Origin of the sequence: Sphingobacterium multivorum (assembly GCF_900457465.1) — a bacterium.
Classification (GTDB): Bacteria; Bacteroidota; Bacteroidia; order Sphingobacteriales; family Sphingobacteriaceae; genus Sphingobacterium; species Sphingobacterium multivorum.
In genome coordinates this window covers 250,653-263,679 of record NZ_UAUU01000009.1, presented here as the reverse complement: position 1 = coordinate 263,679, position 13,027 = coordinate 250,653, and the positions used below count along the sequence as shown (strand labels likewise).

Genomic DNA, 13,027 nt, shown 5'->3' with positions numbered 1-13,027 from the left:
TGTATTTTTAATATTGAGCTATCAGAGATAGGTCTATTGAAACTTTGGAAAATAGGCCTAAAGCCTATTGAGTTATCTTTATTTTTGACTTTTGATTTCCAGTGTTTTCCGATATCTTGATTCTCTTTTTATTTTTTTGTTCTTATTTTCGAATTAATTGAAGTTTTCCACAATTTTTATGTTGATAAAGTTTCTTTTTTGTGGATAACTTCGGATATAGCCTTTACTTCTCCCTTTTCCAACACGATTTTATTGTCAATGCACGTTGGTAGCTGGGTTTGGAAGTGACCTACATAAATGAGCGTCTGGCCACTTTTACTGAGGTCATCGATGACGTCGTTGAAATACTGGGTCTGCTCTTGGTCTAAACCCTGACAAGGTTCGTCCAAAATCAGCAATTCTGGATGTTTCACGATCGTGCGAGCCAATAGGACCAAACGTTGTTGGCCTAATGGTAACGACCCCAAGGTTTTGTGTTTAACCTCTTTAAGGTCAAAAAAATGGAGAATTTGCTCGAGCTTTTGCTGTTGTTCAAACCCTAATCGCTGGTATAGGCTCATGGAATCAAAAAATCCAGAAGCAATCGTCTGCCCAACGTTGGCATTCATATCATAGTACCAATGCAATTCTGGCGATATAATACCCAAATGTTCTTTGATATCCCAAATACTTTCTCCAGATCCTCTTTTTTTGCCAAAAAGATGGATGTCATTAGCGTAAGCCTGTGGATGATCGCCGTTGATGAGACTAAGCAAAGTTGATTTTCCTGAACCATTATGCCCTTGTAGCAACCATTTTTCACCGGCTTTTACTTCCCAGTCAATATTCTTTAAGACTTGTTTTTCGCCGTATGAAATATTGATTTTGTTCATTTTTACCATGACCTGGGCGGATACCTGAGGAGCCTGTTGTAGAAAATAAGGCAGCGCCTTTCTTGTTCGGGGCAAGCCTTTGGATAGCTCTTCACTCCGTTGGCGAATCCTGATTTTACCTTCCTGAATTTCCGCAAAACGATTGATACAATCCGGTTGTTCGTCATCATTACTGATCAACAACAAGGTGACCCCTTTATCCGCAAGCTGATCGAAAATCTGATTGAGATCTTCCCGAGACTGTGCATCTAGTCCTGTATAAGGCTGGTCGATAATGAGCACCTGAGGTTGAAGCCACAGAGCTTTAATCAATTGCAGCCTCTTGTGTTCGCCACTCGAAAGTTCAATCAACTGCTGATCTTTGAAATTTTCGAATCCGAAAATGTTCAGGTAAGAACGTACATTTTCAAAAGAAAGCTGTTCTTCTTGCGCAAAATGTTTCAACTCAGCAAAAACCGTTAATGTATCGTTTTTTGCAAATTTGTTGTAGCGCTGTTGGTAATAGAAATTGCGATCGCCTTCAAGATTGGTAAATTGAAACCAATTGGAAACGTAATGAATTTTTGCCGGCAGTGGGCTCGTTGGATCAAGGTGGAATGTGATCTCGCCTTCATACTTCAATTGCCCGGCAATCGCTTTTGCAAGTGTGGTTTTTCCTGTACCGCTCGGACCGCCTAAGATCCATTGCTCGCCAGGAAAAATTTGCCAATTTAAGTCGTGCAGTACGGTATCTTTACCGTACTGAATGGTTAAATTGGCAATATGGACGACAGGATCTACCATTGTCTGTTTGCTTCAAATGCTTCGATTGAATCTTTTTGGTTAAGGATAAAATCAATGTCATCATATCCATTGATCAAACATGATTTTTTGTATGGATTGATTTCAAACTCAAATTGATCACCTGTCTCTGTCAACATGACTGTTTGTTTTTCAAGATCAACGATAATCGCTGTTGTCGGATTTTGGTGCACCAATTCGAAAATTTTTGCCAAAAACTCTTCGGGTACCTGAATCGGTAATACACCATTGTTAAGGGCATTTCCTTTGAATATATCGGCAAAGAATGAGCTGATGACCACGTCAAAACCATAGTCTTGAATAGCCCATGCAGCATGCTCGCGGCTTGAACCACAACCAAAGTTTTTACCGGCAACCAATATTTTTCCTGTATAGGTTGGGTTGTTCAATACAAAGTCAGTTTTGGGCTGATTGTCTGTATCAAAACGCCAGTCGCGGAATAAATTATCACCAAAACCTTCGCGCGTAGTTGCTTTTAGAAAGCGTGCGGGTATAATTTGATCGGTATCAATATTTTCGATAGGTAGAGGGACTACCTGTGACGTTAAAGTTTCAAATTTTTTCATTTTTTTCTGCTTAGATCAACTCTCTTACATCTGTTACTTTACCTGTTACTGCCGCAGCTGCTGCTGTCAAAGGAGATACCAGCATGGTGCGGGCATTCGGTCCCTGACGCCCTTCGAAATTTCTATTTGAAGTCGAAACACAATATTTACCAGCAGGGATTTTATCTTCGTTCATACCTAAACATGCCGAGCATCCTGGTTCACGTAACTGGAATCCTGCCGCTTCAAATATTTTATCCAAGCCTTCTTCTTTAGCTTGTTTTTCTACTTGTTTTGAGCCCGGTACAATCCATACTTCAACGTCTTGTGCTTTTTGCTTGCCTTTAACGAATGAAGCTACTTCACGTAAATCTTCAATACGGGAATTGGTACAACTTCCGATGAACACATAATCAACACGGTTGCCTAAGACTGTTGAGTCATCTTTGAAGCCCATGTAATCCAATGCTTTTTGGTACGATGGTCTTTCTGATTCCGCTTGTGCGCTAGTTGCTGGAATATGCTCCGCAATACCCATACCCATGCCTGGATTGGTACCATAAGTAATCATTGGCGCAATGTCTGCAGCATCAAAAGTCAACACTTTATCAAAGATGGCATCTTCGTCAGAATACAATGTTTTCCAGTACGCTAGGGCTTTATCCCATTCTTCACCTTTCGGTGCGAATTCACGGCCTTCTACGTAGTCGAAAGTGATCTGATCTGGAGCAATTAAGCCTCCACGTGCACCCATTTCTATACTCATATTACAAATGGTCATACGTGCTTCCATGCTTAAAGAACGGATTGCTGAACCAGCATATTCAATAAAGTAACCTGTACCGCCCGCAGCAGAGATTTTAGAGATGATATATAGGATGATATCTTTTGCTCCAACACCTTTTTGAAGGGTACCGTTGACTTCAATTTTCATTGTTTTTGGCTTCGACTGCAACAAACATTGTGTTGCGAAGACCTGTTCAACCTGAGAGGTTCCAATACCAAAAGCAATAGCTCCAAAAGCACCATGTGTTGAGGTATGACTATCGCCACAGACCATCGTTTTACCTGGTAGGGTGATACCCAGCTCCGGACCAATAACGTGTACAATCCCTTGGTATGGATGTCCTAAACCATATAATTCAATACCAAATTCAGCACAATTTTTGGTGAGCATATCAACTTGATAACGGGATAGCTCTTCTTTGATCGGTAAATGTTGATTGAGTGTCGGTACGTTGTGGTCGGCAGTAGCTACCGTTTGCTTTGGACGAAAAACTGGGATTCCTCTTTTACGCAAGCCATCGAAAGCTTGAGGTGAAGTAACTTCATGAATCAAGTGGGTGTCGATATATATAATATCCGGAAACCCTTCTTCACGCTTGACGACGTGCGCATCCCAAATCTTTTCTACTAATGTTTTTGACATTTTTTAATCTCTCTTATGTTATTTTTATATGAACCAAGGTGATATTGCAAATGTCTCAATATCACCTTGATTTCGATATACTAAATTACGAAATATTCATGATTTTTGGAGCATGTATAATTTCGTATGGACTTTTAAACAGTTTTGATGGCTTTCATTGCAGTCATCGCTTTGCGCAATTTGCGACCGACGATTTCTACAGGGTGATCGCGTAGAATTTCATTGATGACAACTAATTGTGCGTTATCAACTGCAGCATCTCTACCTTCATTGAAGTTTTTACCTACGAGATCAGTATCAACAGTTTTCATGAAGTCGGCCAACAAAGGTTTACAAGCTTGGTCGAATAGGTAACAACCGTATTCTGCTGTATCAGAGATAACACGGTTCATTTCGAACAATTTCTTGCGAGCGATTGTGTTAGCGATCAATGGTGTTTCGTGCAATGATTCATAATATGCTGATTCTGGTTTGATACCTGCTTCAACCATTGTTTCGAATGCCAATTCAACACCTGCACGGATGAAAGCAACCATCAGTGTATAGTTGTCAAAGTATTCTTGTTCGTTGATTTTAACATCACCAGCAGGTGTCTTTTCGAATGCAGTTTCACCTGTTTCGGCTCTCCATTTCAATAAATTCGCATCACCATTTGCCCAGTCTTCCATCATGGTCTTGCTAAAGTGACCTGACATGATATCATCTTGGTGTTTTTGGAATAAAGGACGCATGATATCTTTCAATTCTTCAGAGATCTCAAAGGCTTTTACTTTTGCAGGATTGCTCAAACGGTCCATCATACCGCTTACGCCACCATGTTTCAAGGCTTCAGTGATAACTTCTACACCGTATTGTACCAATTTGGATGCGTAACCAGCTTCGATACCTTTCTCGATCATTTTGTCGAAAGATAAGATCGAACCTGTTTGCAACAATCCACAAAGAATCGTTTGCTCACCCATTAAATCTGATTTTACCTCGGCTACGAATGAAGATTTCAATACACCGGCTTTATGTCCACCTGTTCCTACGCAGTATGCTTTTGCTTCAGCCCAGCCTTTTCCTTGCGGATCATTCTCTGGGTGAACAGCGATTAAGGTAGGAACACCAAAACCACGAAGGTACTCTGCGCGAACCTCAGAACCTGGACATTTTGGAGCAACCATGATGACAGTGATATCTTTACGGATTTGCATACCTTCTTCAACGATGTTGAAACCGTGTGAGTACGATAATGTAGCACCTTCTTTCATTAACGGCATGACAGCGTTGATTACTGAAGTATGTTGTTTATCTGGAGTCAAGTTGATAACTAAATCCGCAGATGGGATCAATTCTTCGTAAGTGCCTACGTTAAAGTTGTTGTCCGTAGCGTTTTTCCAAGAATCTCTTTTTTGTTCAATAGCTTCTTTACGCAAAGCATAAGAAACGTCCAGTCCGCTATCTCTTAGGTTTAAACCTTGGTTCAAGCCTTGCGCACCACATCCTACGATTACGATTTTTTTACCTTTTAAAGCATTTACACCATCTGTGAATTCAGTGTTGTCCATGAATTCAGCGTGACTTAATTGTTCTAACTGCTCTCTAAGCGGTAAGGTGTTGAAATAATTTGCCATTGTTTTACTTTCTTTCTGTTATGGGTTGTTGATTATTTATTTTAATTATTGTACTAATCTGCGTTGCGCCATGGCGTAACCGAAATGAACGTTATCGTGACCTGATGTCAGGGCAATAACTTCTTCGATGGTATCCATTGGATAGCCATAGGTTGCTGTTGAAAAGGAGGTGATTTCTCCGAAAACACCGTGTTCATAGTCAGCAGCAATTTGCTCAATACTGCGGATTGCGATTTCTTTCAATTCATCAACCTCTGCTTGTTCAACAAAGCGGGTTGGCTTGGTGTCTTTTTTATAATCTTCATTATATTTTACCCAGGTCGTGTCGGCTTTAATACCTGTACGGACATAGACTAAGGTCTGTGTACTGACGACAATGTGGGCAAAATTCCAGATGATATTATTGTTAAATCCCGTGGGAATTTTGTTAAGCTGTTCAATGGAAAGACCGTCAAGTAATTCAATGAATTTTTGACGTGACTTTAAGATAAATTTAAATGTCTCTTGCATAATACTTTTAAAGCTTACATTGTAAATACATCATCTCTTTTGTCGAGATACTCGTTCTCTACAATTTCTATCGATGGTTCCTTGGCTTCAAACTGAACCAATTTGGAGTGGAAACCTGCGCTATCTTTAATGATGGCGATACGTGCGCCACGGACAAATTCGATCAAACCATATTTGGTCAATTCTTCTGTCAACTTATCGATCTCCTCACGGTGACCTGCAGTTTCAAAGACGATATAGTCGTTGCGGATCACAACAACATTGGCACCATATTGACGCAATAAACGTTCTACATATACCTTTTCATTCACAACATCCGCAGGCACTTTATAGAGCGCCTGTTCTTGCCAGATCACTTCATCATTGGTATTGTAATAGGCCTTGAGGATATCAATCTGTTTTTCCAGTTGACGACAAAGCTTACGCAGAACATCTTCAGCCTCCGTGATGACGATGGTAAAACGATGTATCCCTTCTACTTCAGAAGGGGAAGTATTCAAGCTTTCAATATTAATTTTTCTTCTTGAAAAAATGGTTGAGATTCGACCGATAAGACCGATTGAATTCTCTGTATATAGGGTGATGGTATATTCTTGTTTTTCCATGTCAAATTCTACTTTAAACGTATCTCAGATACCGATGTTCCTTGTGCAACCATTGGAAATACATTGTTTTCCTTACCTACCATCACTTCCAATAGATATGCTCCGTCGTGATCAATCATGGTTTTCAGTGCATTACGTAAGTCTTTACGTTCCGAAATCTTCTGACCGTCGATGTAATAGCCTTTCGCAACAGCAACAAAGTCAGGACTCGTGATATTCACGAATGAATAACGTTTGTCATGAAACAATTGCTGCCACTGGCGTACCATGCCCAAGAACTCATTGTTGAGGATCATGATTTTGACTTTTGCACCAAATTGCATAATTGTTCCCAGCTCCTGGATCGTCATTTGTATACCACCATCACCGATGATTGCTACGACAGTTTTCTCTGGCGCGCCATACCAGGCACCGATTGCTGCCGGAAGACCAAAGCCCATCGTTCCTAAACCCCCGGAGGTTACATTCGATTTGCTGTTGTTGAACTTAGCATAGCGACAAGTGACCATTTGATGTTGACCGACGTCCGTTGTAATGATCGCATCACCGCCTGTCAATTCATTCAACACATGGATGACCTCACCCATGGTCATAATATCGGTTTGTGGGTGAAGTTCGTTTTGGATGACTTCCTTGATTTCTTCTTTTTCAAGTTCACGGAATTGTTCCAACCAAGCGGAGTGATCTGCGGCATTTACTAATTCCGTCAGCATGGGAAGTGATTCCTTACAATCGCCCCATACAGGTACGGTTGTTTGTACGTTTTTGTCAATCTCTGCGGGATCTATATCCAAATGGATTACTTTTGCCTGTTTGGCATATTTGTCCAAACGACCTGTCACACGGTCATCGAAACGCATGCCGATGGCTATTAAAACATCACATTCATTGGTCATGACATTTGGCGCATAGTTGCCATGCATACCCAGCATCCCGACGTGAAGTTTATGATCCGTTGGAAGTGCACTTAACCCCATGACAGTCGATGCCGAAGGAATGCCAGTTTTCTCGATAAAAGCTTTGAATTCTTCCTCTGCTTTTCCAAGAATGATGCCTTGTCCAAAAAGAACAAATGGTTTTTTTGCATCGTTGATTAACGCTGCAGCTTGCTCAACATATTCTTTACGAACTTGTGGTGCAGGTCTGTAACTGCGTACATGGCTGCATTTTTCGTAACCGAAGTAATCGAACAATTGTAGCTGTGCATTTTTGGTAATATCGATCAATACCGGTCCTGGACGACCTGTGCTGGCAATATAAAATGCTTTTGCGAGTGCGGCTGGAATTTCAGTTGCGTCGGTGACTTGGTAGTTCCATTTGGTGACAGGTGCCGTGATATTGATGACATCTGTTTCCTGAAAAGCATCCGTTCCCAAAAGTGAAGCAAAGACCTGGCCTGTGACACAGACGATAGGGTTACTATCGATCATGGCATCAGCCAGTCCAGTAACTAGGTTTGTTGCTCCAGGGCCACTTGTCGCAAAGACGACGCCTGTACGACCTGAAGTTCTTGCATAACCTTGCGCCGCGTGGATTCCACCTTGTTCATGGCGCACTAAAATATGCTTCAGACGATCCGTATAATCATAAAGGGCATCATAGATCGGCATAATTGCGCCTCCAGGATAACCAAATACGGTATCAACTCCTTCGCTCAATAAGGCCTCCAATACAGCTTTCGATCCCGAAATTTGTGTCGGAGTTTGCTGCGCTGTAGCGGCCTTATTTTCTGTTATTTCCAGTGTACTCATTACGTTGATTTTTTTATTGTTGATTATTCAGTCTTTTAGTATTTAGATATTAGATCTGAGACATTAAGCGTCGATTGTTTAGGTCTGTATTTGCTTAATGTCTCTGTTTTTTATTTTCTACTGATCCGTTACACAGCCTTCTGATGCATCGGCAACAGTTTTAGCGTATTTGTATAAAACTCCTTTGCTAACTTTTAACGCTGGTTGTACCCAAGCGGCACGGCGTTGCGCAATCTCTTCATCGGAAAGCAGCACATTGATGCTGTTATTTACCGCATCGATCTCGATAATGTCATCATCATTTACAAGACCGATCAATCCGCCTTTGTAAGATTCTGGTGTGATATGTCCGACGACAAAACCATGTGTACCACCCGAGAAACGGCCATCGGTGATTAAAGCAACAGATTTACCAAGGCCAGCACCAATAATCAAGGAGGTTGGTTTAAGCATTTCAGGCATGCCTGGCGCTCCAACAGGACCTTCATTTTTGATCACCACTACATCTCCTGGTTTGATTCTACCAGATGCGATGCCCGCTACTAAATCATGCTCTCCATCGAATACGCGTGCAGGACCAGTGAATTTTTCACCTTCTTTGCCGGAGATCTTAGCAACAGAACCTTTCTCTGCTAAGTTCCCGTAAAGAATTTGTAAGTGTCCTGTAGCTTTGATTGGATCGCTCAAGGGTTTGATAATCGGTTGATCATATTCCATGATTGATTTAACATCCGCCAAGTTCTCAGCGACCGTTTTTCCTGTTACCGTGATACAGTCACCATGCAATAAACCTTCATTTAAAAGATATTTCATGACAGCAGGTGTTCCGCCAAATTGCTGAAGATCTTGCATCAAGTATTTACCCGACGGTTTAAAGTCAGCTAATACAGGGGTTTCATCACTCATGCGTTGGAAGTCGTCTTGCGTGATGTCTACGCCTACGGCTTTGCCTATTGCAATAAAGTGAAGTACAGCATTGGTACTCCCACCCAAGATAACAATGGTACGTAGCGCGTTCTCAAATGCTTTACGTGTCATGATATCAGAGGGTTTAATATCTTTCTCAAGCAGCGTGCGGATATGTCGACCTGCTTCTAAACATTCATTTTTCTTTTCTTCCGAGATCGCCGGATTGGAAGATGAGTAGGGTAAACTCATTCCCAAGGCTTCAATTGCCGAAGCCATGGTATTTGCGGTATACATTCCGCCACAAGCACCAGCACCAGGGCAGGTATGTTTGATAATGCCTTCATAGTCTTCATCGGAAAGATTTCCGCAGATGCGTTGTCCCAATGCTTCAAATGCAGACACAATGTTTAATTCTTCACCTTTATAGTGTCCTGGAGCGATGGTACCGCCATATACCATTAGAGAAGGACGGTCCAAACGGGCCATGGCCATAATAGCACCAGGCATGTTTTTGTCACAGCCAGGAATAGAGATCAAGCCATCATAATATTGTCCGCCACAGATCGTTTCGATACTATCAGCGATCACATCACGGCTTACCAACGAATAACGCATTCCATCGGTACCATTGCTCATACCGTCACTGACGCCAATAGTTCCAAAGGTCAAACCCACTAACTCATTGTTCCAAACGCCCTTCTTGACGATTTGTGCCAAATCATTTAAGTGCATATTACACGTATTACCATCATATCCCATGCTGGCAATACCGACCTGTGCTTTGTCCATGTCGGCATCTGTAAGACCGATACCATAAAGCATTGCTTTTGCAGCAGGTTGCGTTTCGTCTTGTGTAAATGTACGGCTGTATTTGTTCATTGTGTTTTCGCCGTTAGATGATGACTTCATAATTTTCGTTCTCTAATACTAAATTTTTATATCTTCTTTGGATTGATGCACCTATGCTGTGTTCCCAGGCTTCTTTGTAGATGACATCATCGACTTGTTTGATTCCGATAATTTCTGCCGCAGTTCCACATAAGAAAGCGCTGTCAGCAGTGTAAATATCCTCTACCGTCAATTGCTTTTCAATGACTTCGAAGTTTAATTTTTTACAAATGTTTTTTACCGTCTGGCGTGTAATGCCCGGAAAGATATTCTTCGCTGGCGGCGTATAGATTTTGAAATCCTTTTCGATGAAAATATTTTCACTGGATGCTTGGGCAACGTAGCCTTCGTGGTCGAGCATTAAAGCTTCGTCGTAGCCTTTCCTGATGGCTTCTGTTGTCGCAAGAATGGAGTTAACATACTGCCCAGAGATCTTCGAGTCAATTTTAAAGGATTTTGGATTGGGTCTTTTGATATCAGAGATACATACCTTTAATAGGTTTTGACCAAGATATGGACCCCATTCCCATGCTGCCATCATGAGGGTTGCTTCGGTTGATGAGGTGAGATGCATATTTGAACCAGTCAATACCAAAGGACGTATATAAGCTTCTCTTAGGTTGTTGTTGGCCAAGAGCTCATAACAGATGTCGATCAGCTCTCGGTTGCTCCAGCGATAGGGGATATTAACGGCTTCACATGATCTCTTTAAGCGATCGAAATGCTTGTCAGCTTTAAAGATACGTGGTCCATTGTGGGTGTTATACGCACGTAAACCATCGAACACCGCATACCCATAATGCAATGACTGTGCAAAGGGATCCAATGCAGCCTCGGAAGCTTTTACAAAAGCTCCATCTAAATAGATCAATGTGTTTTTATCGTAATATTTCATAACCCAAAATTTACCTGATGATAGTAGTTCCCTTTGTTGTAATATTGGTGGTAAATCATGCTATCTCGAGCTTCTATAAAAACTTTCGATTTTCATTTCCTCAAGGTAGCAGGAATTACAATAATTGGCAATAGGTAAAGTGCTAATTTTGTATTTAGAATAAAATTTCATTAGGTGTGTTTTTATGAAATTTTATTTTTTAATAATGCCTTTTATTCGGTTTTATATTTTGTTAGTCGCATACCATATTTAAAATTGGTCTACACGGTTGAAAAATTATTTTTTGTTACAATGGTTGATTTTCTTCCTAAAATGAAGAAAATGTCAAAAAAACTTTAAAAAAAAAGCTTCCGATATTTCTATCGGAAGCTTTTTAGATTTTATAAAATCGATTTGATTTAATCTCCGATAATTCCTTCAGCAAGCACGGTAATGACATTGTTTTTTGCTTCCACAACACCACCTTTAATGAACACTTCCTGTTCACCTTTACCTTGTTGAATAATTACTTTTCCATCTTCCAAAGTAGAAACGATGGCAGCATGGTCTTTCAAAATTTGAAAAGAACCCGCAGTGCCCGGTACAGTAACGGATGTTACTTCGCCTTCGAATGCTAATTTGTCTGGAGTGATAATTGTTAACTTCATTATTCTTAGATATAATCTAGATTAAACTGCTTCTGCTAATAATTTTTTACCTTTTTCGATAGCATCATCAATGTTACCGACTAAGTTGAAGGCAGCTTCAGGGTACTCATCTACTTCACCGTCAATGATCATATTGAAACCTTTGATGGTATCTTTGATGTCTACCAATACACCTTTTAAACCTGTAAATTGTTCTGCAACGTGGAAAGGTTGAGATAAGAAACGTTGTACACGACGTGCGCGGTGTACTGTTAATTTATCTTCTTCCGATAATTCGTCCATACCTAAAATGGCGATGATATCTTGTAATTCTTTATAACGTTGAAGAATTTCTTTTACACGTTGTGCAGTATTATAGTGTTCGTTACCTAAAACGGCAGGAGAAAGGATACGTGATGTAGAATCCAAAGGATCCACAGCAGGGTAGATACCTAACTCAGCAATTTTACGAGACAATACTGTCGTTGCATCCAAGTGAGCGAAAGTTGTCGCTGGAGCAGGGTCAGTTAAGTCATCGGCAGGTACATATACGGCTTGAACCGAAGTGATTGAACCGTTTTTAGTTGAAGTGATGCGCTCTTGCATTAAACCCATCTCAGTTGCCAATGTTGGTTGGTAACCTACGGCTGAAGGCATACGACCCAATAGGGCAGATACTTCAGAACCTGCTTGTGTAAAACGGAAGATGTTATCAATGAAGAATAATACGTCACGGCCTTGACCTTCGCCATCACCGTCACGGAAGTATTCCGCTACTGTCAAACCTGATAAAGCAACACGTGCACGTGCCCCAGGAGGCTCGTTCATTTGACCGAATACGAAAGTACATTTTGAATCTTTCATCAGTTCGTGGTCAACAGTTTCCAAAGGCCATTCGCCTTTTTCCATGCCTTCCATAAAGTGCTCACCATATTTGATGATACCAGACTCCAACATCTCGCGCAATAAGTCATTACCCTCACGTGTACGTTCACCTACACCGGCGAATACAGAAAGACCACCGTGACCTTTTGCGATATTGTTGATTAATTCTTGGATTAATACAGTTTTACCTACACCGGCACCACCGAATAAACCAATTTTACCACCTTTAGCATATGGCTCTAAAAGGTCAATAACTTTGATACCAGTAAAAAGTACTTCGGATTCAGTTGACAAATCTTCGAATTTAGGAGGTACGTTGTGGATAGGACGACCATTCTCTTTATTCAAATTTTGGATCCCGTCTATGGCATCACCAACTACATTGAATACACGACCTTTGATTTCTTCACCAACAGGCATTTTGATAGGAGCACCAGTATCGACAACTTCCATTCCGCGAACTAAACCTTCAGTTGCGTCCATGGCAATTGTACGTACACGATCCTGACCTAAGTGTTGTTGAACTTCTAATACAACACGTTGTCCATTTTCTTTTTGAATGTACAATGCATCGTAAATTTTAGGTAGATTTTCACTGTCGGCGAAGTTGACGTCAACAACTGGGCCGATAATCTGCGCTATTTTACCAATCTTGGGCATATTATAGGGACTAAATATTTATTAATCAATTTTAT

Annotated in this window: 11 protein-coding genes; all 11 read right to left on the bottom strand. The window is 40.9% G+C overall.

Annotation, left to right across the window (positions count from 1 at the left end; all coding sequences use genetic code 11):
• Nucleotides 1-176: 176 nt before the first annotated feature.
• Complete coding sequence (locus DTA23_RS12755; RefSeq protein WP_112374969.1) at nucleotides 177-1,655, bottom strand: ATP-binding cassette domain-containing protein; 1,479 nt, start codon at nucleotides 1,653-1,655, stop codon at nucleotides 177-179.
• Nucleotides 1,649-2,239 (bottom strand): 3-isopropylmalate dehydratase small subunit, encoded by a 591-nt coding sequence (leuD, locus tag DTA23_RS12750; protein ID WP_075994369.1) that lies wholly within the window; start codon nucleotides 2,237-2,239, stop codon nucleotides 1,649-1,651. The genes DTA23_RS12755 and leuD overlap by 7 nt, the downstream gene beginning before the upstream one ends.
• Nucleotides 2,240-2,249: 10 nt before the next feature.
• Nucleotides 2,250-3,647, bottom strand: a complete 1,398-nt coding sequence (leuC, locus tag DTA23_RS12745) for a 3-isopropylmalate dehydratase large subunit (RefSeq protein ID WP_075994368.1) — start codon at nucleotides 3,645-3,647, stop codon at nucleotides 2,250-2,252.
• A 134-nt stretch (nucleotides 3,648-3,781) separates the two neighbouring features.
• Nucleotides 3,782-5,263, bottom strand: a complete 1,482-nt coding sequence (gene ilvC, locus DTA23_RS12740; protein ID WP_075994367.1) for a ketol-acid reductoisomerase — start codon at nucleotides 5,261-5,263, stop codon at nucleotides 3,782-3,784.
• A gap of 45 nt (nucleotides 5,264-5,308) precedes the next feature.
• Nucleotides 5,309-5,773, bottom strand: a complete 465-nt coding sequence (locus DTA23_RS12735) for a DinB family protein (protein ID WP_236560296.1) — start codon at nucleotides 5,771-5,773, stop codon at nucleotides 5,309-5,311.
• Between the two features lie 14 nt (nucleotides 5,774-5,787).
• Nucleotides 5,788-6,378, bottom strand: coding sequence for an acetolactate synthase small subunit (gene ilvN / locus DTA23_RS12730; RefSeq protein ID WP_070570155.1), 591 nt, complete (start codon nucleotides 6,376-6,378; stop codon nucleotides 5,788-5,790).
• An 8-nt stretch (nucleotides 6,379-6,386) separates the two neighbouring features.
• The gene (ilvB, locus tag DTA23_RS12725) at nucleotides 6,387-8,129 is read right to left on the bottom strand and encodes a biosynthetic-type acetolactate synthase large subunit (protein WP_070570153.1); all 1,743 of its coding nucleotides are present in this window, start codon (nucleotides 8,127-8,129) and stop codon (nucleotides 6,387-6,389) included.
• Between the two features lie 117 nt (nucleotides 8,130-8,246).
• Complete coding sequence (gene ilvD, locus DTA23_RS12720; protein WP_070570151.1) at nucleotides 8,247-9,947, bottom strand: dihydroxy-acid dehydratase; 1,701 nt, start codon at nucleotides 9,945-9,947, stop codon at nucleotides 8,247-8,249.
• Nucleotides 9,931-10,821, bottom strand: coding sequence for a branched-chain amino acid transaminase (locus DTA23_RS12715; protein WP_112374967.1), 891 nt, complete (start codon nucleotides 10,819-10,821; stop codon nucleotides 9,931-9,933). Before DTA23_RS12715 ends, ilvD begins: the two co-directional genes overlap by 17 nt.
• Nucleotides 10,822-11,219: 398 nt before the next feature.
• Nucleotides 11,220-11,468: an ATP synthase F1 subunit epsilon gene (gene atpC / locus DTA23_RS12710; protein ID WP_070570148.1), complete on the bottom strand. Its 249-nt coding sequence runs from the start codon at nucleotides 11,466-11,468 to the stop codon at nucleotides 11,220-11,222.
• 21 nt (nucleotides 11,469-11,489) lie between these two features.
• Nucleotides 11,490-12,992 (bottom strand): F0F1 ATP synthase subunit beta, encoded by a 1,503-nt coding sequence (atpD, locus tag DTA23_RS12705; RefSeq protein ID WP_070570146.1) that lies wholly within the window; start codon nucleotides 12,990-12,992, stop codon nucleotides 11,490-11,492.
• Between the last annotated feature and the right edge of the window lie 35 nt (nucleotides 12,993-13,027).